The sequence below is a fragment of the Nannocystis pusilla genome (assembly GCF_026626665.1).
GTDB classification, from domain to species: domain Bacteria; phylum Myxococcota_A; class Polyangia; order Nannocystales; family Nannocystaceae; genus Nannocystis; species Nannocystis pusilla.
Genome location: NZ_JAPNKE010000002.1, coordinates 2,098,378 through 2,120,747, shown reverse-complemented (window position 1 = coordinate 2,120,747; position 22,370 = coordinate 2,098,378). Strand labels below are relative to the sequence as shown.

General features: G+C 72.7%; 15 protein-coding genes. 5 read left to right on the top strand and 10 right to left on the bottom strand.

The features are described from left to right. Nucleotides 1-83: 83 nt before the first annotated feature. Nucleotides 84-1,133, bottom strand: a complete 1,050-nt coding sequence (locus OV079_RS09315) for a hypothetical protein (RefSeq protein ID WP_267767567.1) — start codon at nucleotides 1,131-1,133, stop codon at nucleotides 84-86. A gap of 218 nt (nucleotides 1,134-1,351) precedes the next feature. Between OV079_RS09315 and OV079_RS09310 the strand changes: the two genes are divergently transcribed. Beyond that, entirely contained in the window at nucleotides 1,352-3,868 is a 2,517-nt protein-coding gene (locus OV079_RS09310; RefSeq protein WP_267767565.1) for a discoidin domain-containing protein, read from the top strand. 109 nt (nucleotides 3,869-3,977) lie between these two features. Here OV079_RS09310 and OV079_RS09305 read toward each other — a convergent pair whose 3' ends face one another. From OV079_RS09305 to OV079_RS09290, 4 genes are all read right to left on the bottom strand, one after another. Further along, nucleotides 3,978-4,127: a hypothetical protein gene (locus OV079_RS09305; RefSeq protein WP_267767563.1), complete on the bottom strand. Its 150-nt coding sequence runs from the start codon at nucleotides 4,125-4,127 to the stop codon at nucleotides 3,978-3,980. A 79-nt stretch (nucleotides 4,128-4,206) separates the two neighbouring features. Next, entirely contained in the window at nucleotides 4,207-5,121 is a 915-nt protein-coding gene (gene uvsE / locus OV079_RS09300) for a UV DNA damage repair endonuclease UvsE (protein WP_267767561.1), read from the bottom strand. Nucleotides 5,122-5,264: 143 nt separating this feature from the next. After that, on the bottom strand, nucleotides 5,265-5,861 hold the full coding sequence (locus tag OV079_RS09295; RefSeq protein WP_267767559.1) for a hypothetical protein: 597 nt from the start codon (nucleotides 5,859-5,861) through the stop codon (nucleotides 5,265-5,267). A gap of 320 nt (nucleotides 5,862-6,181) precedes the next feature. Then, nucleotides 6,182-7,042 (bottom strand): hypothetical protein, encoded by an 861-nt coding sequence (locus tag OV079_RS09290; protein ID WP_267767557.1) that lies wholly within the window; start codon nucleotides 7,040-7,042, stop codon nucleotides 6,182-6,184. A gap of 563 nt (nucleotides 7,043-7,605) precedes the next feature. On the opposite strand from OV079_RS09290, the gene OV079_RS09285 reads away from it, so the two are divergent. The 3 genes from OV079_RS09285 to OV079_RS09275 all read left to right on the top strand — a co-directional run bounded on the left by OV079_RS09285 (nucleotide 7,606) and on the right by OV079_RS09275 (nucleotide 11,984). Beyond that, nucleotides 7,606-9,315: a serine/threonine-protein kinase gene (locus OV079_RS09285; RefSeq protein WP_267767555.1), complete on the top strand. Its 1,710-nt coding sequence runs from the start codon at nucleotides 7,606-7,608 to the stop codon at nucleotides 9,313-9,315. Continuing rightward, nucleotides 9,312-10,577 (top strand): vitamin K epoxide reductase family protein, encoded by a 1,266-nt coding sequence (locus OV079_RS09280; protein WP_267767554.1) that lies wholly within the window; start codon nucleotides 9,312-9,314, stop codon nucleotides 10,575-10,577. Before OV079_RS09285 ends, OV079_RS09280 begins: the two co-directional genes overlap by 4 nt. A 201-nt stretch (nucleotides 10,578-10,778) precedes the next feature. Then, entirely contained in the window at nucleotides 10,779-11,984 is a 1,206-nt protein-coding gene (locus tag OV079_RS09275; protein ID WP_267767552.1) for a hypothetical protein, read from the top strand. A 27-nt stretch (nucleotides 11,985-12,011) separates the two neighbouring features. On the opposite strand, the gene OV079_RS09270 is transcribed toward OV079_RS09275, so the two are convergent. The 3 genes from OV079_RS09270 to OV079_RS09260 form a co-directional block, all read right to left on the bottom strand. After that, nucleotides 12,012-16,103: a hypothetical protein gene (locus OV079_RS09270; RefSeq protein ID WP_267767550.1), complete on the bottom strand. Its 4,092-nt coding sequence runs from the start codon at nucleotides 16,101-16,103 to the stop codon at nucleotides 12,012-12,014. 475 nt (nucleotides 16,104-16,578) lie between these two features. Then, complete coding sequence (locus OV079_RS09265) at nucleotides 16,579-18,183, bottom strand: ATP-binding protein (protein ID WP_267767549.1); 1,605 nt, start codon at nucleotides 18,181-18,183, stop codon at nucleotides 16,579-16,581. Nucleotides 18,184-18,302: 119 nt separating this feature from the next. Continuing rightward, nucleotides 18,303-19,730, bottom strand: coding sequence for a hypothetical protein (locus tag OV079_RS09260; protein ID WP_267767548.1), 1,428 nt, complete (start codon nucleotides 19,728-19,730; stop codon nucleotides 18,303-18,305). Between the two features lie 232 nt (nucleotides 19,731-19,962). On the opposite strand from OV079_RS09260, the gene OV079_RS09255 reads away from it, so the two are divergent. Further along, nucleotides 19,963-20,490, top strand: a complete 528-nt coding sequence (locus tag OV079_RS09255; RefSeq protein WP_267767546.1) for a hypothetical protein — start codon at nucleotides 19,963-19,965, stop codon at nucleotides 20,488-20,490. Between the two features lie 81 nt (nucleotides 20,491-20,571). Here OV079_RS09255 and OV079_RS09250 read toward each other — a convergent pair whose 3' ends face one another. After that, nucleotides 20,572-21,126, bottom strand: a complete 555-nt coding sequence (locus OV079_RS09250; protein ID WP_267767545.1) for a S8/S53 family peptidase — start codon at nucleotides 21,124-21,126, stop codon at nucleotides 20,572-20,574. Then, nucleotides 21,126-22,334, bottom strand: a complete 1,209-nt coding sequence (locus OV079_RS09245; protein ID WP_267767544.1) for a protease pro-enzyme activation domain-containing protein — start codon at nucleotides 22,332-22,334, stop codon at nucleotides 21,126-21,128. The genes OV079_RS09250 and OV079_RS09245 overlap by 1 nt, the downstream gene beginning before the upstream one ends. Nucleotides 22,335-22,370 lie beyond the last annotated feature (36 nt).

The window sequence follows — 22,370 nt, the reverse complement described above, 5'->3', positions numbered from 1 at the left end:
AGGCCGACGACCGCGAGCGCGGCCTCCCGTGCGCGCCGCGTCGTGACGGCGACCGACCTGCGCAGCACCTGGGTGACGACGCCTCACGGCTGGCACAGCCGCAGCCGCAGCCGCGGCGGTGCGAACGACTCACGCGTCCGTACGAGCAAGCCCGGGGCCGGCACCAGTTCCTCGAACGCCTGGCCCATGAACTTCGACGCGTCCGGGGCGATGACCAGCCCGCCGGCGATCGCCGGCACCCAGTCGCTCGCCGCCCCGAGCGGCGCGAGGTCGATCGGCTGCAGCCCCGGGTCTTCGCCCTTCAAGCCCTCGACGAGCCCGAGCGGCGGCGACATCCCCGGCGGCTCCGGCCACTCGGTCGCGCACGCGGCGTCCACCTCGGCGCCGCACGCCAGGCAGGCGAACGACGCCAGATCGTCGACGCACCCCGTCGCCCCGTCACCCTGGCCTTCCAGCCAGGTCGCGTCGGCGTCGAGCCCGTGCACGGCGAATCGCAGCCCGGCGAACAGCGTCCAGTCGACCTCGGCCGACAGCTCGAGGTGCGCGGCCTGAATCACCTCGTGCGGGATCGGCTCGCCGTCGAGCAGCAGCGCCCCGTCCGCGCTCGGGAACCGCAGCACCATCACGCTCTGCCCCACCCACGGCGCCGAGACGCTCCCGTCGTCTCGGATGAGTCGCAGCTCCGGAGCCGCGCCGAAGCTGAAGTGTCGGCACTTCAGATCGGCGAAATCGGGCGGCGGAAAGTCCAGCAGCGGGCAGCCCTCCAGGCTCACCCCGTCGACCACATCGGCGAAGAAGGTGTCGGCCTCGACCTCGAGGTCGACGTCGCAGCAGCCCTCCATGTCGACCTCGCAGAGGAACGGATCGCCGGTGGTCGTCGTCGACGTGCTCGTCGGCGCCTCGGTGGTCCCCGGCCCGGTCGTCGACGTGTTCGTGCTCGTGCTCGTCGGCGCCGCCGTCGTCGCATCGGACTCCGACTCGGTCGCGCTCGAAGTCGTCGTCATGCCCGTGGACGTCGTCGTCTCCGTCGTGCCGCCCGAATCGGTCGAGCCGCTGCTGTCGCCCGGATCGCCTCCACAAGCGGACGACCCCATCAGCACCAGAGTAGCAACGACGAAGCGGCGTGAAGACATGGCGCGAGCCTATCAGCCCGAGCGGCGCGAGTCGGCGCATTCACGCCGGCAATTGCAGTCGAGGCAACCGGCCTCGGGGCCGCCGTCACGGCCCGCGGCTCGCCGAGATCGGTAAACCCGCTCGTCGTCGCCCACGCGCGTGTCCGCGGCCGCGAGCGCCGATCCGCGCCTCCGCGCCCGCTGCAGCGCCGGCGTGACTTCGTGTAGCGTGCCTCGAGATGCGCCCCGCGCCGTCCCGCTGTCCCGGCGAATTCAGGCACCACGTCCGGAGCGCGCTGGTCTGCGCCGCCGCGCTGCTCGCCGGCTGCAGCGACGATCCGGGCCGCCCCACCGACGGCCCCGTCACCACCTCCGGCGAGCCCACGAGCGGCACGACGGCCGCCACCACCGGCGCATCGCCCACGACCACCACGGACGATCCGACGACCCCGCCGACCGGCACCAGCGCGACCACCCAGCTCACCGGCGACACCGGCGAGCCCGTCGACGCCTGCGGCGGCTGCGAGGCCGGCAGCGTCTGCGATCCTGCCGACGGCTGCCTCGCCTGCGACGGCCCCGGCGGCTGCCCCGACGCCGTCCTCTACGCCGCGCCCGACGCCGCCGGCAGCGAATGCACGTACACCGATCCGTGCTCGCTGACCGACGCCCAGGCGGTGGTCCGTATCTTCAACAAGGTCATGACCGGCGAGATCCGCGTCTACCTGCGCGGCGGCACCTACTCGCTGACCACCCCGTGGGTCCACGCCGCGGCCGACTCCGGCAGCGGCGGCCACGACGTCGTCTGGCGGGCCTTCCCGGGCGAGACCCCGATCTTGAGCGGCGGCGTGGCCGTCGGCCCGTGGCGGCTCGTCGACGCGAACAACGGCATCCACCGCGCACCTGTCCCCGGGGACAGCCGCCAGTTATGGGTCGACGGCGCGCGGGCGGTCCGCGCCCGCGGCCCCGAAGCGCCCGCCGGCTTCGTCGAGACCGCCAGCGGCTACACCGCCCCCGACGCGAGCATGGCCGCGTGGGCCGACATCACGGCCGTCGAGGTCGTCGGCCACCGGTTCTGGAAGAGCTTCCGCTGCCCGCTCGCCGCGGTCGCCGGCGCCGAGGTCACCGTGCAGAGCCCGTGCTGGACCGACGCCCAGCTGCATCAGGACATGAACGGCGACTTCAGCATGGCCCTGCCGCAGTGGTTCGAGAACGCCCGCGAGCTGCTCGACGAGCCCGGCGAGTTCTACCTCGATCGCGACGCCAAGACCGTCGACCACATCCCGCGCGCCGGCGTCGACCTGCAGGCCGCGCCCGCGGTGCTGCCTGTCCTCGAGACCCTGCTCCATGGGGCAGGTACCCTCGACGCCCCGCTGCGCCACGTCCGCTTCGAGGGCCTGACCTTCGCTCACTCGACCTGGCGGGCTCCGAGCGGCGCGCAGGGCTACGTCGAGCTGCAGGCCGGCATCCGCCTGGTCGGCGGCGGCACCTGGGCCAGCGAGAAGACCCCTGCCGCGGTCCGCTTCGAGGCCGCCGACCACGTCACGATCAGCGGCTGCACCTTCACCCACCTCGGCGCCGGCGCCCTGTCCTTCGAGCTCGGGGCCCACGACAACCTCGTCGTCGGCAACCGCTTCGACGACATCTCGGCCGGCGCGATCCAGCTCGGCGACGTCACCCAGCCGTGGCACCACCACCCCGAGGACCCGGCCACGATCGTCGCCGACAACACGCTCCGCGACAACTTCATCACCCGCACCGGCGTCGAGTACCCGAGCACCGTGGCGATCTGGGCCGGCTACACCGAGGGCACGCGGATCGAGCACAACGACCTGTTCGACCTGCCGTACACCGGGATCTCGGTCGGCTGGGGCTGGGGCGCGGTCGACGTCGACTACCCCACGCCGGCGTCTTCGCTCGACAATCACATCGAGGGCAACCGCGTCGCCTACCACCTGCGGGTGCTCGAGGACGGCGGCGGCATCTACACTCTGGGCGCGCAGATGGGCTCGACCACCCAGGGCAATTACGTCCACAACCAGGGCCACCCGTACGGCGCGCTCTACCTCGACAACGGCACCCAGCATTACGCGGTGACCGGCAACGTGGTCGAGAAAGTCGACTACTGGCTCTTGTGCACCACCTACGCGACCGACGCGACGAACAACGTCATCACCGGCAATTACAGCGAGCTCGACAATCCGTTCGTCCAGCCCGACCCGCCGCACCCGTCGAACACGATCGCCGACAACGTGGTGTTCGGCGCGAGCATGCCGCCCGAGGCGCAGGCGATCGTCGCGGCCGCCGGCCTGTCGCCCGAGCACCGGCCGATGCACCCCGACGACCTCGCCCGCGGCCTGCCCGCGACCGCCTCGTCGATCTTCGACCCCGGCCACCCCGAGGCCCACGGCAACGACGGCGACGGCCGCACCGGCTGGTCGCCCAAGGGCGGCGAGGAGGACCCGTCCCCGTGGTGGCAGGTCGACCTGCAGCAGCCGCGCGCGCTGGCCGGCGCGGAGGTGGTGACGCGCTGGGAGCTCGACCAGCCCAGCACCCGCGCCGAGCTCGAGATCGTCGGCGCCAACCAACCCGACGCGAGCGACGCGGTGGTGCTCGCCCGCCTCGGCGCCACGCCGCTGCCCCACCGCGCGATCTGGCAGGCCCGCTGGGACGACCGCACGCCCTACCGCTACGTGCGCGTGCGCAAGGCCGGCTACATGTACCTCGGCGAGGTCCGCGTCCTCGCCGCCGGCGAATGACAGGGCATGCGGTCATCGCATTTATACATGTCCTTCGGGACATATCGATGATTCTGATGTTACATCCATGTCCTTCGGGACACATCGCATGATACGATGATTCGCGCATTCAGGCGATCCGCGCGTACAGCTGGACCTCGAGATCGGCCTCGATACAGCCGGCGCGGGTGCTCATGCGCTGCCACGCCGGAGCGCGCGCGTGGGCGTCGATGTTCGAGCGGGCCACGAGGAGGCCCTCGGGCCTGCCGGCGCAGCGCACCGCGAGTCCTCCGCCTCGATTGACATGCTCTTTAAGACATGTCCTTTCGAGCCTTTCGCGGTCGCGCCGACCTCGACGTTCACGCCGCCCGGGGCTTCGCCTGCGCCGCGACCCACCGGGCCAGGCGCAGCACCGCCTGCTCCTTGGCCTTGGCCTCGACGTCCACGGTGATCTTGCGGCCCAGCCACGCCCGCGGCACGTCGGCCGGGCGGATGTAGTCGTCGTGGACGTGCGGCTGCTTGCTGGCCCAGCCGCCCTTCGGGCTCGAGATGTGGGCCCACGGCTCGCGCGCCCCCCACGTCGCGGCCGCCAGCTCGATCGCCTCCTCGACGGGGATCTCGCCGGGCAGGCAGCGGTGGTGATGGACGTCGTGGACGAGCGGCAGGCCGGCGCGGGCGCACACCGGCAGGAGGTCGTCGACGGTGAACACGCGGTCGTCGTTCTCGAGGACGATCCGCTCGCGCCCCCGCGGCGACAGGCGATCGAGCCCGCGCTCGAGCCGCGCGAGCGCGGTCGCCTTGTCGGGCTGCGCGCCGCCGCCGTGCAGCGTGACCTGTTCGGCGCCGACGAGCTCGGCCATCCGCCCGTGGTGCTCGAGCTCGGCCAGCGAGCTCTCCACCACCGCCGGCGAGGCCGAGCCGGGGACCACGAACTGATCGGGGTGAAAGCTGAGCCGCACGTCTCTGGTTCGCGCCAGCTCGCGCACGGCCGCCAGCCGCCGCTCCACGCCGCTCCAGGTCGGCAATTCTTCGAGGGCGTAACCGACCTCCGGGTGGGTGGCGAGCGGGAACAACTGCGAGGAGACCCGGAACGCGCCGATCCCCCGCTCCGCGCACCACGTCACCGCCGCGGCCAGCGCGTCGGCGTTGGCGAGCGCGATCTCGCCGAGGTACAGCCGCTGAGCCGCCCGCGGCTTGGCCCCGACGACCCGCGCGGTGGCGTGGCGGAACTTGATCGGCTCCTCGAGGAAGGTGCAGCAGAGGCCCAGGCGCACGGCCTCAGCATGATCGAAACTGCCCACATTCACAAACCCATTCGTGAGCCCGTGATTCCTCGCAGCGGCCGCCGCGACGCACGCACGAATGCCCGCACCCGCCAGGCCGGCGAATGCTGGCAGTCCGGTGCGCGGGTCTTCGCTCAGGCCGTCGCGTTGGTCTCGAGGCCGAGCTCGCTCTCCTCGCGCTTCCACGCGCGGGCCAGCATCGTCCGGCTCTGGCGCTCGAGGTCGGCGACCGGCAGGTTGTCCTCGCGCAGCTCCTGGGCCACCAGGCTCGGCAAGATCCGGTCGATGTGCATCACCAGGCGGGCCGCGTCGCGGTAGCCCTGCTCGGCCAGCATCGCGGTGTCGCGGTCGCCGAGGCCGTTCGCGGTGGTGAACAGCATCAAGTAGCTGACCGCCACGAGCGACAGGAAGGTGTAGTCGTCGCGGATCGCCTTGCACGCGCTCAGCGGGCGGAAGCGGTTGGTGATGCCGGCGAGGAAGCCGGTGACCGTGGTGACCGCGTCCTTGAACGGCTGCGTGACCTTGCCGCCGAGCGCCTCGGTGCGCGCGTCGAGCAGCTTGAGGTGGCCCTCGAGCGTGCGCTGGAACTCCTGCACCGCGCCGAGCGCCTGCAGGTGGCTCGTGCCGGTCAGCATGCGCGCCTGGCGGTCGATCGCCCGCAGGCCGTGATTCACCAGCGCGTGCATGTCAGTCAGGTAGGTCGTCAAGGTCGCGGTCGTCTTCTCGGTCATGGTGGTCGTCTCTCGCGTCGTTCGGTTCGCGGCCAGGCATGCGTCATCGCGTCGCCGCGGCAACCGGGCTGTGCCGGGCACTCGCCCGATTTCACGGCGACCGGGACACGAGGAGGCCGCGAGCGGGCCGGTCCGCGCGGCCGCACAGCCTGTGCGCGCAAGCACCGCCCGGCGAGCGAGCGACGCGAGCGCCTCGATCGCGCGAGGCGCTGCTGCCCTCGTAAAAACCCGCGCAGCTCGGCGGCGCGGGCATCGATCGAGCGAGAGCCCGCGTGACGACCCCTGAACCTGCCGAGGCTCGGGCCGGCGACGCGACGGCATCAATCGAGCGAGAAGCTGCTGCCCTCGTAACAAGCCGCGAACGTGGTGAGGCTCAGGCCGGTCGCCGCCTCGGCGCCGGCGACCAGCCCCGGGGTGTTGCAGCCGCCGTCGTCCTCCGGCCATTCATAGGCGCAGGCGGCGTAGAAGTTGAACTGGCCGGACACGTCGGTCACCGTCGCCGCGCCCTGGCCCTGCACGGTGTGTGTGTTGTAGCCGTTCAGGATCACGTGCTCGAGCAGCACCCCGGGCGCCAGGTTCAGCGTGAACGCGACCGGCTCGTAGGACGACAGCACCAGGGTCAGCGGCACGTCGGTGCGGGCGACGTCGACCGTGAGGGCGTTACCGGTCGCCTGGTACACGCCGATGATGTGCAGCTCCTCGGCCTGCGCCATCGGCTCGACGAAGCTCGTCAGCACGCCCATCGTACACAGGCCCGCGGGCACCGGCGGCCCGACGACCTCGCCCGTGTCGCCGGTGGTGTCGGTCGTCTCGCCCGTGGTCGTCGTCGTCGTCGTCTCGCCCGTGGTCGTCGTCGTCGTCGTCTCCTCGGCGGTCGTGCCGGTCGTCGTCGTCGTCGAGCTCGACGAGCTCGTGTCGACGCCCTGCGTGGTCGTCTCGCTGGTGGAGGTCGTCGTCGTGCCGGTGGTCGTGGTATCGCCCGCGCTGCTGCTCGCGTCCGAATCGCTGCCCGTCGACGTCGTCGTGGTCGTCGTCGTGGTGTCGCCGGTCGTCGGCGTCGGCCCGGTCGTCGTGGTGGTCGAGCTGTTGCCGCTGCTGCCGGAGCCGTCATCGGTGGTGGCGATGGAGTCGTCGCCGCAGGCAGCGAGCAGCAATGTGAAGAGGAGGACCTCGCGGAGCATGCGGTCGATCCTAGGACGTTTCGGCGCCGCGGGAAAATTGCGCGCCGCGGCGCCGCCCGAACCGGCCGCCCTCCGGCCCCGAGGCCGGCTCGCGCGACGCCGGGTCTTCCGGCCGCCGACTCCGGGGTCACCCGCTCGCGCGAGGATGGGCGATGCGGAAAACGCCGGCGGAACAGCGATTACGCGGCCGTTTCAGCGAGACAGCGGCAGAGCCCGGCGCGGCGCCCGAGCTCTTCAGCTCTTGGGTCATGTCCGATCCGACATGCCCCATCAGTCATATCACCCCCGATCGGCCGCCGCTCCGGGCGGTTTTCGCGGCGGTCGCGCGATGGCGCGCGAGTTCGAGGCGCCGCCGCGAGCGACTTGGGACGACGCACGTCGGGCGGTCCTGGCATCTCACAGGCAGTCACCTCGTCCGACCTCGCGAGGCCCGCCAGCGCCTGCTCGACGGCGAATCCGCCGGAGATCCGGCCAGCGCGGGGCGCTCACGGGCCGGCGGCGGAGCTCGCCGTGCGGCCGGCGAGCCACTTTACCGACGGCGGCGCCGGGGCTAGCCTCGCGTCGTGAAGTTCATCGAGGAGGAGCTCGGCGAGGCGGAGCACGCCGAGGCGCACGTGACCTCGACGATGCACCCGCCGCCCAAGTCCGACACACGCGTCGGCATCCTCCTCGAGGGCCGCTACCGGATCATGGAGCGGCTGGGCAAGGGCGGCATGGCGGCGGTGTACCGCGCGGTCGACCGCGCGTCGGGCATGGAGTACGCGGTCAAGTTCCTCGACCGACGCTTCACCGCCGACCCCGACATGGGCCGACGCTGTCAACGCGAGGCGCGGACGATGGCGGAGATCGAGAGTCGCCACGTGCCGCGGGCGTTCCTGGTCGGCACCACGCCGGAGAACGAGATCTACTTCGTGATGGAGTTCCTGCGCGGCCGCGACCTCGACCAGGTGCTCACGCGCGAGGGCCCGCTGCCGTGGCGGCGCGCGGCGTCGATCGGCCTCCAGCTGTGCGAGGCGCTGGCGGCCGCGCACACCCGCAACATCATCCACCGCGACGTCAAGCCGTCGAACTGCTTCCTCGTCGAGGGCGGCGACGGCGGCGACGACTTCGTCAAGCTGATCGACTTCGGCATCGCCAAGGACCTCGACGCCAGCGGCGAGCAGACCGGCCTCGGCCTGGTGCTCGGCACGCCCGGCTACGTCGCGCCCGAGCTGCTCGCCGGCGAGTCGCGGGCCTCGCCGGCGACCGACGTGTACGGCCTCGGCGTGACGATCTACAAGCTCATGACCGGGCGCCTGCCGTGGCTGCCGGGCAGCGCCGGCGACATGACCTACGCGCAGATGCACGAGCCGCCGCGGCCGCTGCACGACCACGTGCGCGGCCAGGTGCCGGTGACCATCGAGGCCGCGGTGATGCAGGCGTTCGAGCGCGACCCGTCGCGGCGGTTCCGCTCGGTCGAGGAGGTCACCGCGGCGCTGCGGCTGGCGCTGGAGGAGCCGCGCGCGGTGCCGCCGAGCGGCTCGGCGGCGCGCGAGGCGACCGTGGTGCAGGCGTCGACGACCGGCGCGAGCTGGCGGCGCGAGGCCGCGATCGCGGCGGCCACCGCCGCGGCGCTGTTCGGCGGCGCGTGGTCGCTGGCGCCCGAGGGCAAGCCCGGGCGCGGCGGCTCGGGGCGGGTGCCGCTCGTCGACGTGCGGCCGACGCCGACGCACCAGCTGCTCGTGCGCGAGGCGACGGCCCACGCCGAGCCGGCCCGCATGGCTGCAGCTTCGGCCCCCAAGGCCTCCACCGCGCCCGTCGAGCCCGCGCCCGCGCCGGTCGAGGTGGCGCGCGTCGAGGCGCCGGTCGACGCCGCGACGCCGCCCGTCACCGCGCCCGCCTCCGCGCCCGAGGCCGCGCCCGTCGCCACGCCCCCGCCGCCCACCTCGCAGTCCGCGCGACCGTTCTCGGCCAGCAAGGTCGAGGCCGAGCTCGAGCGCCGGCTGACCGACCTGCGCGTGTGCGCCAAGCCCGGCGCCGACCGCCTGCGCTTCACCTTGCTCGTGGCCCCCGAGGGCGCCGTCGCCGACGTGCAGGCGACCCCGGCCTCGTTCCGCGAGTGCATCGCCGCGCAGCTCGACGGCGCGAAGTTCCCGGCCAGCGACGGCGGCGGCGAGCTGACGTACTCGTTCCGCGCCAAGGACGCCCCCAAGCCCGCGGGCAAGAGCACCACCAAGAAGACGCAGCCCGCCGCCGACGCGGCCGACGACCTGCTGCCCGTGGGAGGCAAGTGACCGCGCCGACGATCGCCACCCCGTCCCAGCCCCCGTCGCGGATCCGCGTCGGCGCGTGGTTGACGCTCGCGTCCGGGCTGGTCGGCCTGCTCGTCAGCGCCTGGCTGGTGCGCCTCAAGTTCGGCGCCGACCACCTGTGCGACGCCAGCGGCTGCCCCGGCGGCGACGACGGCCCGGCCTGCGCCGAGGCGCTGGCCAGCGGCTGGTCGCAGCTGCTCGGGCTCCCGCTCGGCGTATGGTCGATCGGACATGTCGTGACGACCATGTTCCTGGCGGCCGCGGTGCTGCGCCGGCGCGGGCCGCTGGCCGAGGTCGCCGCGCCCGCGCTGCTCGCCCTCGGCGCGCTCGGGGTCGCGGTGTCGCTCGCGCTCGGCCTGTACGCCTTCACCCAGTTCGCGCACATGTGCCCGTTCTGCGTCGCGCTGTACGGCACCTTGACCGTCGCGTTCATCGGCGCCCTGCTGGTCCGCGGCGCCGCGCCCACCTGCCCTGAAGGACAGGCGAGAGTCGGCGCCGCGCGGGCCGTCCTGATCTGGGCGCTCGCCACCGGCGGGACCGCCCTCGCCTACCAGCTCGCCGCGCGCTCGGTGACCTGCCCGCCGCCGCCGCCCGATCCGCCGCCCGTCACCATCGCGGCCACCGTCGACGCTCCGCGCGCCGCGGTGATGCTCTTCGTCGACCCGACCTGCCCGCTGTGCCGCCGCGAGCTCCACCTCCTGCAGCAGTCGCTGCCGCGCCTGCGCGCCCACGGGGCCGAGCTGTGGGTCTACCTGTTCCCGCGGGCCAACTGCGACGAGCGCTACTTGCCCTCGCACGAGTTCGTCGACGGCGACGGCAAGCCGCAGACCCACGGCGAGGCGCGCAGCAACAACGCCTGCCTCGGCGCGCTGGCGGCCCTGTGCGCCGAGCGGCTGGCCCCCGGCCGCGGCCTCGACGGTCTGGCCGCGCTGTTCGACCTGCAGGACACCGAGGCGCCGCGGTTCACCACCGACAAGGTCGAGAAGGCGCTCGCCGAGGTCGCCGAGGCGCTCGGCCCCGGCGGCAAGCTGCGCACCTGCATCGACGGCGAGGAGGCCTCGGCCGCGCTGGCGGCCCAGCAGCGCTACCTCTTGTCGTGGGTGAAGGCCCGCGGCGGCCGGGTCGGCGTGCCGCAGGCCTTCGTGGTGCCGATCGTCGACGGAGCGCTGCACCTCGACCAGGCCATGCCGGCCACCAGCGCCGGCAAGATCCTCAAGCTCGTCGAGGCCCCCGGCGCGAAGTGACGACGACGATGGCGATCGATCGGATCACCGTGACCTCGATCTCCCCGACGGCCGCCGTCTGGGCCAGTACCCTTGGCGCGGAGCGATGACTTCGATGGCGATCGACCGGATCACCGTGACCCTGATCGCCCTGATGGCCGGCGTCTGGGCCAGTACCCTTGGCGCGGAGCGATGACTTCGATGGCGATCGACCGGATCACCGTGACCTTGATCGCCCTGACGGCCGGCGTCTGGGCGATGGTGTTGTTCGTGGCCTGGGCCGTGGTCTCGCTGCCGACCGCCGCCGTCGACGCGAGCGACGTCCAGCAATGCGATCCGCGCCGCCCCGACGAAGAGCAGTGCCCCGACGGCCAGTGGTGCGTCCACGGCGAGTGCACGCCGCAGGAGGAGCCCCAGGTCGCGCAGCGCGGCGAGCAGTGCCGCGACTGCCCGTGCGACGTCGGCCTGCGCTGCGGCGCCGACCTCCGCTGCCGCCCGCCCGAGGAGCCCGAGGTCCCGGCGCCGACCTGCGGCGATCCGGTGGTCGAGAAGGCCGTCTCGCAGCTGACGCAGGCCTGCCTGAAGCGGCGCACCAGCGTGCAAGACCGCGTCGAGGGCGGCGAGGGCTGCAGCGCCGACGAGTGGCGGGCCCTGCTCGCCGACGACGACCAGATGAACGCGCTGCTCGGCGCCTTCCCCGACCGGCTCGTCGTCTACTTCCCCACGGGCGAGCCGCAGGCGCGCCAGCCCTGGCCCGCTCCGGCCGCGCGCCCCTACATCGTCGGCGAGCTCGCGCGCCACGCCAAGGCCCTGCGCGAGGCCAAGATGCTGTTCGTCATCGGCCGCTCGAGCCCCGACGGCAAGCCTGCCGACGATCACGCGCTGGCCCTGCGGCGGATCAACGCGGTCGAGCGGCTCATCGACCAGGCGCTCGGCCGCGACAAGCCGAGCGAGCGCGGCCAGGGCCCGATGCTGATCGGCTGGGGCGCCCCGAGCGACCGACCCGTCGAGCTCGAGTCCTTCGTGAACAATACGCCGGCACCCAGACCCCGATCGCCGTCAGCCGCACCGACAGCGAGCGCCTCGCCGCCGCGTTCGCGGCCGTCCGCGCCGGCCAGGAGCCCAAGAATAAAAGCACGCTCCAGCGCGACGTCAACCGCGTGGTCCTGGTCATCCCCGTCCCCTGCACCGGCGCCCAGGAGACGCGGTGAAGCCCACCACCGCCCGCCGCCTGCTGCTCGCCGGCACCCTCGCCGCGACCGTGGCGGTGGCCGCGGCGGCCGCCGGCATCTGGCACTTCCTACAGGTGCGAAGGGACATGTCCCAAGCGCAAGCCGCCTGCGCCTGCTGCGAGGAGCCGGCCCCGTGAGCATGGAGCCCCGTGATCACCTGGCCCTTCGCACATGTTCCAGCGGCCAGGCCTACTGAGTCAGAGCGCAGCTCCCGGCGCCCCCCTCACCCCAGCCCGGCCGCCAGCCCTTCTGCCAGCCGGGCCACGAACGCCTGCTCGTCGTGCGCCCCGATCTCCTCCGCCACCTCGTTCATCAGCGTATAGACGTTCGCCATCACGAACATCATGTCGATCGGATCCGGCATCTCGTCGATGGCCAGGCGGGTGAGCGCGCGGGCGATGAGCGAGTGGCGCTGCTGCAGCACGATGCCGTCGTCGAAGCGGGCGATGCCCCGCTCGCTACCAGTCCCGATGGCCAGGCGATCGAGGCGGAGCTGCTCGAGCGCGGACCCGTGACGCGCGCGCGCCCACTCGAGCTCCGCGCGGACCAGCGCCAGTAGTTGCTGCTCGGGCGTCGGCTTCGGCACCGGCGTCTGCCTCACCTCTCCCGCAGCCCCCGGCGCCTGCCCTGCGCCCCCGAGCGCCTGAGCCTCCTGCGCCCGCGCCTGCTCGCGCGCTTGCGCCTCCTGCTCGCGTGCCTCGTGCACTCGCCTCGCAGCTTCCAGCTGCGCATGCCCGGCCGCTTCTGCCTCTGCCTGTCGGCGCGTCTCCGCCTCTGCCGCCTTCGCCCGCGCCTTGCGCAGCGCCGGCGGCACCAGCTCTGCCAGCGCCGTCTTGAGCTCCGTCAGCGCCTTCCCCAGGTCTGTCGGCATTCCCCCCGCATCGCTCGCCAGCAGCTCGTCGACGTGCGCCAGCCAGCTCGCCGCCTTGTCACGCTCGCTCGCGTTCATGCGGCCGCCGGACGTCACCTGTTTTGCCAGCGTCTCGTACAGCCGGCACACCTGCTTGCCCAGGCTGCCGAGCTGGCGCGCGTCCAGCACCGCTGCCCCGGATCCCCCATTCAGACCCCATCCCGTCACGATCCCTGCGCACGGCAGCCCTGGGATCGCCTGGACGCGCCCCACCTCTCGCCCTGCGCGCGCCAGCGCCACCGAGTCCTCGTTCGTCGGCGAGCGTGGGATCCACAGATGCGCCTCGAGTCCGCCCGCGAGCGTCGCCTTGCGATCGACCCATGCCACTTCCCGCAAATCGGGCAGCGTGCACTCCGGCGCCGCCGCCAGCGCCCGGAGCGTCCCCAGCACCTCGTCCCACAGCGAGTCCAGCAGCTTCACCTCGCCGATCGCCTCGAGCACGCGGCGCGCCGGCGGGTCCACCACCAAAATCCTGCGCTCCCTCTGCGCCGTCACGGGCGGTTCCTCGACCGGCCGCGTCACCGCCTCGAACACCTTCTGCTCGCCCCTCATGACCTCGGTCAGCGAGCACTGCTTGCCCCACACATCGGTCAGCAGCGGCAACGCCTTCACCGCCTCGACCGCGCGGCCCGGCTCCGAGCCCTCCTTCGCCGGGCGCTCGATCCGTCGCGCCGCGTACTCGAGCAGCAGCACCCGCGCCGGCGCGCGCTCGGTCGCCGGCAGCGACGCGTAGCTCTCGCAAAGTTGCACGATCAGCTCCGTCGCCGCCCGTCGGCACCGGCGCAGCAGATTGCCGTAGCGCTTCGCGCGAGTGTCGACCTCCCCCGCGCTCGTCAATGGCAGCTCCAGATCGCTGACGATCGCCACCAGCGGCGCCGGCGCGTCCTCCTGGACGAACTCGCCGATCTTGCGCCCGTCCAAACACACCTCGATGCGCAGCGTCGCCTCTCCATCACCGCGGCGCAGCCCCACCTCCCCCTCGACCTTGCCCTTGTCGTCCGCCAGCGACGTCTTCGACCACACGCTCGCCGGCGCCAGCGTCAACGACGTGATCGTCGGCAGGTCTGCCAGGCGTCGCGCCAGTCGTTGCGCCCGCACTCGCTCGCCGCCGTCGACCAGCCGCGCCTCGCCGACCCATCGCCGCAGCGCCGCGATCGCCGGTGGGTCTTCGCGCACGATCGGCGGCGCCGGCAGCGACGTCCCCGGCGTCGTCATCGGCACCCACGCGATCCGGCCCTCCGCTGCCACCACCGCCTCGATCTCCGCGAGGCTCAGCACCCCGGCGCCGACCGTCGCGAACAGCGGCACCTGCAGCAGCGCCGGTGCCTCTGCCAGCACCTCCGAGCGCGTCGACTCGGCCACGCGGCGCAGCAATTGCTCGCGCAGCCACGTCCACGTCGCGTCCTCGATCCCCGTCCCGCGGGCCCACCGCTCGAGCACCCCCGCCACCAGTCGCCACGCCGCCCGCCGCAGCGCAGTCGTCAGCGTCGCCACGGCCGCCTCGTCCGCCACCTCGTCCCAGTTCGCGTTCGGTCGCAGCCCCTTCGCGGTCGCCGTCCCCGTGATCGGCCCGAAGCCCAGGTCGAGCGTGCGCCTCGTCAGCGGACGGCCCTCGAAGCGCAGCTCCACGATCGCCTGCGGAGCCGTCTTCGAGGGACTGCTCGCCAGCTCCGGCGGGTGCAACGTCAGCACCGCCTCCACCTCTTCATCGCGCCACGCGTGGCACCACAGCGACGGATCGAGCCCTGCCGCGCGACTCTCCTCCTGCGTCACGCGGGTCAGCGCCTCGAACGAGCGCGCCTCCTGGGCCCAGAACTTGCGCTCGCGGCGGCGCACCGCCAGCGTCGGCGCCCACGACTGCAGCGCCGCCTCGCCGCCGAGCAGCCCGCCCAGAGTCTCGCGATCACCCCGCCCCAGCCACGCGATCTCGCGGCCCAGCGCCGGCTCGGGCGCCATCGACCGATCCACCTCCTCGAGCCGGCCCACCCGCGCCTGTCGTCGCGCCAGCTCGTCGAGCGACCGCCGCGTCCCGTCGAAGTCCTCGAACAGCAGCAGGTGCATCAGCGTCGCCAGCGGCCCCTGGCCCGCGCGCAGCTGCGCCGGCGACGGCAGCCAGGCCGCCACCGCCGCCGCGTCGGGCTGCAGCGCCTCCGGCACCCCGAGCCGCTGCCACAGCCCTGAGCGCGTCTCGGCGTCGAGCGCCAGCAGCAGCCACGCCTTGACCAGCCCGCGCACCCCCGCATCGATCGCCGTCCCACCTGACCTTCCGGCCAGGTCACCCAGCGGCCCCGGCAGGCATCCCAGCGCGCGCAGCAGCACCTCGGCCACCACTCCGTCGCGGACCGCGTCGTCGAACCGCTCGCTCGGCGTGAACGGGGCCTCCACCGCCAGCTCGAGCCCTGCGATCCCGCACTCGACCTCGACCACCCGCAGCAGGCAGCCCTGCGCGATCAGCCAGATCCGCCCCGTCGCCGCCCCGCCCTCGACCGCCTCGGCCGCGATCCCCAGCTCCCCGCGGATCGTCTCCGTCGCCGGCAACGGCGCCCGCAACAGGTAGCGCTTGTTGACCCCGAGAGACGGCACCATCGCCCGCTGTTGCCACGCCAGCCGCGCCTTCTCGCGCTCCTGCGCCGCCGCCAGCGCCTCGTCGACCGCCACCATGTTGCACGCCAGCAGCCGCGCCAGCTGCCCCGCCTCCGCGCGAGGCACCCGCGGGATCGGCGGCCCCTCCGGCCGCAGCGTCGCGTAGCTCTGCGTCGCGTAGCGCAGCTCGCGGGCCCCGCTGTCGCCGTCCGTCGTCACCGCCTCGGCCAGCGCCGCCAGGCTGACCGTCGGGACATGTCCTTCCGCACATGTCCTCGCCTCCGCCCACGTGATCGCCGCCAGCAGCGGCGCCACCTCGGCCCGCTTGCGGACGTCGCGGAGCTTCAGGAACTGCAGCACCTCCTCGCGGAGCCGCGGCATCACCGACTCCGGCCGCAGCTCCCCCGCCGCCACCGCCGCCTGCGCCCGCGCCAGCAGGGCCCAGCGGGCCGAGCGGACCAGCCCCACCACCTGTTCGAAGCCCGCGTCGGCGACGATCTTCGCCATCGACACGTCCTTGCGCAGCGCCGCCGCCTCGACGATCGCCACGATCCCCGGTCCCACGCCTGCGAGCGGGTGCGAGTCGATCCACACCCCGTCCTTCACCAGGTGGACCTCGGCCGGCGCCGGGTCCGGCAGCAGCGCCAGCAACCCCTGCATCTCCGGTTCGGCCAGCGCGAGCGCCAGCATCGCGTGCTCGATCCGCGGCCCGAACGCGATCGGCTTGCCGTCGAGCGTGATCGACACCCGCGCGTGGCGGCAGCGCTCGCGCAGGTACACCTCCTCGGCCAGGCTGCCGCGCAGGTCGCGGAAGAACTCCACCACCATCTCGAGCTGCAGCCGCTTCTCGACCTCGATCGTCGTCTCCGCGGCCGGCTGCGCCAGCTCCGAGAACGCGTCCTCTCCCCGGGCACCATGCGCAATTGCGCAGTCCCGCTGCGCACCACGACCTGCCGCGGCTCGAGTCCGAGCGCCGCGTTGAGGCCGAGCGCCAGCTGCCGGAGCCCGCGCAGGTCCTCGCCCTCGCCGTCGGCGAACAGCGACCCCCACAGCTCGTCGAGCTCCGCCCGCGTGAACGGGCGGCCGTCGAAGCGCATGTGCATGTCGTCGGTGTCGATCGAGAACGCGATCTTCGACGCCCCGCGCAGCACCGCCGCCTGCACCAGCTCGAGCACGTAGCGGCGCGCGTCGGCCAGCTGAAACTTCTGCATCTTCGCCCGCGCCTGCGCGCGGTCGAGCGTGAACCGGCCCTGCGAGTCGACCTCGCCGCCCGCCCGCAGCGCCTCGACCAGGTCGCTCAACCCTCCATGCGTCGCCATCGCGCCTCCGCGGCCGCGCTCGCCAGCTCGGCATCCATCGTCGAGCTCAGCTCGCCGTGCAAGAAGAACGACTTGATCGCCAGGTACGCCGCCAGCTCCGGCTCGCGCCGCGCCACCGCGCGCAGGTGCAGCAGCGTCGGGTGCAGCGCCGACAGCACCAGCACGCGCCCGCTCGCCAGCCACCCACTCGCCATCAGGCCGATGTCCTCGACCTTCGTGACCTCGCCGAAGCGGCCCTGCGTGATCGCCACGCGCTCCGCGATCGCCGACTCCGGGTAATCGAAGCGCCCCACCGTCACCTCGCGGACCTTCCACCCGCGCGCCTTGAGCAGCGCCGCCGTCGCCGCGCACAGCGGCGCCCACGACCTCGCCTCCTCCGGCGCCAGCGGCAGCGCCGTGCACCACTGCGAGATCGCGGTCGCCCACGCCGACGTCGCCGTGTACACCAGCGTGTCGATCGCGTCCCTCGCCGCGCACGCGATCACGAAGTGCTTGTCGGCCCGCATCGCCTCGACCAGCGGCGACATCGCGGTCGCGCGCAGCACCGGGCGCGCCGTCGCCTGGTCGCGCAACGTCTTCATCGCCACCGGCGGCCCGCCGATCGTCGGCAGCACCTTCATCGTCAGCCAGCGCGGTTGTGCATATCGATAGTTGAACGGCGCCTCCGCGCAGCGGTACAGCAATTCGCGCTCCTCGGCCGGCGCCGCCTCGCCTGCCGCGATCTGCTCGAGCCTGGCGAACACCTGGTCCAGCAGCCGGCCGCGCGCCGCGGTCTGCACGATCGTCATCGCCTTGGCGTAGTTCGCGTCGCGGATCACGTTGTCGCGGGTCAGGGTGTGCTCGAGGAAGCGCGAGTCGATCTTGTAGGCGATGTACGGCAGCGACGCGTCGCGCTCCTCGTGCAGCGTCAGGCCGCCGTGGTAGTAGCCGCGCAGCGCCTCGGCCTGCGGCACGATCGCCATCACCAGCGTCGTGCCCTCCTCCTCGTGCCGCAGCTTGCACAGCCCCTCGAGGTCGAGCGGCCCGTTCACGCGCTCGCCGTCGAGGTGCAGCTCGATCGTCACGTGCTTGCACCAATACGCCAGCGTCTCGCGCGCCCGCTCGCGCGCCGTCTCGACCTCCGTCGCCGACGCCGCCTTGTACAGCCGCACCGTCGTGCCCTCCACCGGGTCGTGCAGGCGGATGCGTTCGAATGAGCGGTCGCGGCGGAACACCACCCGCCACCACTCGCCGGCCCGGCCGGTGTCGACGCAGACCACGTCCGGGTCGATCGCGAACACCGACACGAAGCCGATGCCGAACCGGCCGATCTTCGTGTAGTCGCCCTCCTTCGCCGACGAGAACAGGCGAGTGAGGCGCGTGTCGATGATCTCGCGGCTCATCCCCTCGCCCGCGTCCGCCACCTCCACCATCATCGTCCCGCGGGTCGGATCGTGGTCGATGCGCACGTCGATCTGCGGGCTGCCGGCGTCGATCGAGTTCTGCACCAGCTCGCGGAGGAACGCCCACGGATCGGCGAACTGGTGGACGAGGCCCGCGAGCGCGTCGCCGATGTTCGTGATCTCCGGGGTCGCGGCCGCCATCGACGCCGAGCACGGTACCTCCCGGCGCGACCGGCCGGCAAGCACGCGCGGCCCGGCGCGCCCGCGAGCCTCTCGCCCGGCGCGACCGGGCGGAAGCGCACCGTTTTCATCGGCGCCGCTCAGCCGCAGCCGTCGCCGTCGGGGCAGCCGTTGTCCGGGTCGCGCGGCAGCGTCTGATCGCAGCCTGCGATGTCCTCGAACGTGTTGCTGGCCGAGAAGTCAGGTCCGCCGCCGAGCCAACCGCGGGCGATCCCGTGGTTAGCGCTGTGGGCGATCGTCGTGTTCTGGATGAACGAGCCCGCCGGCACGCCCTCGATGAACAGGATGCTCGCCTCGTCGGCGTCGGTGCACGTGAAGCCGACGCAGCCGCACTCGCCGCCCGCGTACTCGACGCGCGCGTGCTCGAGCCGGTTGTGGGCCGCCGGCACGCTCCCGTACCACAGCCCCACCCAGTCGCCGGGCGCCGGGGTCTCCGCCGCCGACGTGAACACGATCGGCGCCTCTGCCGTGCCCACCGCCACCAGCGCCCCCGTCGCCGGATCCGTCTCGCTCGTCCAGTGCTCGATCTCCAGCGCCGTCCCCGGCAGGAACTCGATCTGCACCCCCGGCTCGATCGTCAGCGTCGTCAGCGGCTGCGCCGGGCCGCCGATGCTGAAGCGCGAGCCCTCGAACTCGCCGAAGTGGTACGGCACCCCGCGGTCGTGCATCGTCCCGTCCTCTTGCAGACCGCCGCTGCTGTTCGCGCCCTCTGCATCGAGGTGAATCTTGTCGATCCGGTTGCCCGTGTACTCGCCGTCGGGCAGCGAATCGAGGGTGTGCTCGCCGAGGCGCACCGGGTACGGGTTCTCCTCGTCGCCGCTGCCGGTCACCACCAGCTGCGTCGACTCCGGCAGAAAGCCCGACACCCACTGCGCCAGCACCCCCGTGCCGAGCGAGTCCTTCACGGTCACGTGATCGACGCGGGCCAGCTTCTTGGTCGGCGTCTCGCTGTTGCCGCGCAGCACCAGCGACGCGTTGTACAAGAACCTGTCGGAGCCGCCGCCCTCGAGCGTCGTGTGGGCCAGCAGCAGCTGCGCCGGGTGGTAGGCGACCAGCGCGCTCCACGGCTCGGAGCCGTCGCGCACGAAGCGAATCGGCCGCTCGGGCTCGCCCTCGGCCTTGAGCGTCGTCACCTCCGTCGAGCTCGTGTGGCCGAACACCAGCGCCGCCTCGGCCTGCATCCGCACCTCCGCGCACGGCTCGATCGTCAGCGTCGCCCCGTCCGGGATCGACACGAAGCGCGTCACGATGTGCGGGCTCCCGTCGGCCGTCCATGTCTCGTTCATCCCGAGCGCGCCGTCGTGCATCGTCGGCCCCGCGGTCGGCGCCGGACAGGCTGCCGGCGTGCCGGTGGTCGGCGCCTCGGTGTCGGTGGCGGGCGCGGCCGTCGTGGTGTCGGTGTCGGGCGAATCGGTCGTCGCCTCCTCCGCGGGGCACGCGCTTAATGTGCAGAGGGCCAGCGCCGCCGAGGTCGTCCAAAGTAGATCCTTCAAGTCGTTCTCCTTCACAAGCTACGGGCCTGGTAGCCGACCGGGTCCCGCTCACGGATCACCGGCGTCGTCCACCGCCCTTGCGACAAGCTCACGTATGTGCGCAGCGGGCGGCGAAACCTGCGAGACGCTCGCGTCGGGCGCTGCGAAGGGCGCACCCCGAGGAGACTCCACGTGCGCGCGATCGCGACGCCCACGCCCGCGATCGCCGCGGTGACACTTCCGGCCGCGCGCGGTGTTGAGGCCCGCCATGCAGCCCCGAACCGCCTTCTATGCGCTCTCCCTGCTCTTGCCGGCCTGCGACCAGGACGATCCGCCGCAGGAGGAGCCGACCATCGCCGAGCTGGCCGCCTGCGACGAGTCCGACATGCAGTTCGTGCCCTTCATGGGCCCGGCCTTCGACGAGAACGGCGAGCTCGTCGCGCCCCTGCCGCTGCCGCACCTCGTCGCCACCACCGTCGGCTGGCACGCGCCGGAGCAGCGCGAGGCGCTCGAGGCCGAGACCGCCGCGCCGACGATGGACGTCTTCACCCACGACGGCCTGCTCGGCGCCAGCTTCGGGTGGTCCGACAAATGCGGCAGCGCCCGCACGATCACCCTGTGGCGCGACGACGCCGCGCGCATGAAGTTCGTGTTCGGCACCGTCCACAGCAAGGCGGTCAAGAACGGCCTCAAGCACACCAAGGGGTGGGAGACCACCCATTGGAGCGAGACCGCCGCCGACAAGCCGCCGGCCTGGGACGACGTGCGGCGGCGCCTGAACGACGTCCGCCAGTGACGACAATGACCTCGAGGACATGCCCTATGCGGCATGCTCTCGAGGACATCGCGCTTCAGTCATGTCCCTCGCGCCAGGTCGCTACGGCAGCGCCAGCGCCAGCATGGCGATGTCGGGGGCGCCGAGCCCGGTCGGATAGTCCCAGCCGGGCCCGGCGTGATAGTGCTCGGTCTGGCCGTACTCGATGTCGCGGAAGGTCGAGCGGGTCGGCTTGTGGCCGTAGAGGATCGGGTTCAGGAAGCCCACGCGCGGCAGGCCGAGGCTGCGGCGGTAGCCGTTCACCACCGCCAGCATCCCGGCGAACGCCGGCGCGGCGAACGACGTGCCGCCGAAGTACTCCCACTTCGACCACCGGCGCATCCACATCGGCTGCTCGGTCGACGAGTTCAGCGCCAGGTCGGCCATCGCCCGCCGGTCGGCCGTGACGTCGCCGTCCTGCCAGTACGGGCGGGCGAACGTCTTGGCCAGCCCCGAGCCCGACATCACCCACGCCCACTCCTTCTCGATCACCCCCTCCGTCGAGGCCACGAGGTGCGTCCCGCCGACGCACGTCACGTACGGGCTCGAGCACGGCGTGTCGGGCATGCCCGAGTCGCCGCTCGCCGAGACCAGCGTCATCCCGATCGCCGCGCCCATCAGCGCCGACTCGTCGTACTGGTGGCGCAGCGGCTGGGCTCGGAGTCCTCGCGGTGGGCGAACGAGAACGTCAGCACGTCGACCTCGTTGGCCGTGATCGCCTGGTTCCAGGTGAACAGCAGCGACGTGTTGCGCGCGTCGGGGCCCTCGTAGACCACCGCCTTGGCGCCCGGCGCCATCGCGGTCGCCCACTGCACGTCGAGCGCCGTCTCGGTCACCCGTTCGAACACCGGCTCCATCACCTCGACGCGCTTCGGCAGCGCGCGCTCGACCCCGAACGACTTCCAGAAGATCTGCAGGTCGACCGCGTGGTACGTGCCGGCCGCGACCACCCCGATCGACGAGCCGCCGCCGTCGAACCCGGCGTCGAACAGCGGGTGCAGGTGATACGCCCCGTAGAACACCCGCGGCCCGTACGCCTCCGGCCCCGGCGGATCGGCCACGATCTCGCCCACCTCCGGCGTCAGCTCGCCCTTCTCGGTCGGCAGGTCCGCGCTCGCCAGCCCGTTCGTCCGCTCGGCCACGAACTTCGGCAGCGTGAACCGGTCGAGCGTGCAATAGACCGGGAACGGCGGGTCCTCCCACAGCGGGTTTTTGCGCATGCAAATATGCAGCTCGGTCTGGAACGTCGCGTTGAAGTCGGCCACCGTGCCGGAGAACTGGACCAGCAGGCGGTTCTTGGCCTCGAAGTCGATCGTGAACCCGCGCGAGCGCAGCCAGTTCTCGATCAGCGCGACCTCGGTCGCGTCCGGCGCGTGCTCGGCCATCCACGCGTCCACCGTCATGTAGCGGCGGAACAGCGGGCTGCCGGGCGCGTACATCAGCGCCACGCGCTTCTCGAGCAGCTCGCGCTGGCGGGTCGGGAAGCCGATCAGCGCGCGAAATCCGGCGTCGGGCGGGGCCGGCCCCTGATCGTCGTAGACCCCCGGCAACGGGCTCGGCAGCCCGTCGGGCTTGTCGGTCGGCACCGTCTCGCTCGGGGGCAGGCACGACGGATCGTCGCCGCACGGGCCGACCGGGTCGTCGGGGCCCGTCGTCACCCAGCCGGAAGAGCCTGACCAGCCGACCATCGTCTCGAGCCCGTCGTCGACCGAGCCGGTGCCGCTGCCGAACGACACCGTCGCGGTGCCGACGGCCTCCGGTTCGCCGCAGCCGGCGAGCAGCGCCAGCGCGACCGACGGCGACGCGACATGGACGAGACGGACCACCGCATGACCCGCGCGAATCATCATACATCGCCCCCT

Coding starts and splice junctions, on each gene's coding strand:
- OV079_RS09290 (WP_267767557.1), bottom strand. CDS start 7,042: ATGCTCCGCGAGGTCCTCCTCTTCACATTGCTGCTCGCTGCCTGCGGC.
- OV079_RS09255 (WP_267767546.1), top strand. CDS start 19,963: ATGCAGCCCCGAACCGCCTTCTATGCGCTCTCCCTGCTCTTGCCGGCC.
- OV079_RS09310 (WP_267767565.1), top strand. CDS start 1,352: ATGCGCCCCGCGCCGTCCCGCTGTCCCGGCGAATTCAGGCACCACGTC.
- OV079_RS09295 (WP_267767559.1), bottom strand. CDS start 5,861: ATGACCGAGAAGACGACCGCGACCTTGACGACCTACCTGACTGACATG.
- OV079_RS09315 (WP_267767567.1), bottom strand. CDS start 1,133: ATGTCTTCACGCCGCTTCGTCGTTGCTACTCTGGTGCTGATGGGGTCG.
- OV079_RS09265 (WP_267767549.1), bottom strand. CDS start 18,183: ATGGCGGCCGCGACCCCGGAGATCACGAACATCGGCGACGCGCTCGCG.
- OV079_RS09250 (WP_267767545.1), bottom strand. CDS start 21,126: ATGGGCGCGGCGATCGGGATGACGCTGGTCTCGGCGAGCGGCGACTCG.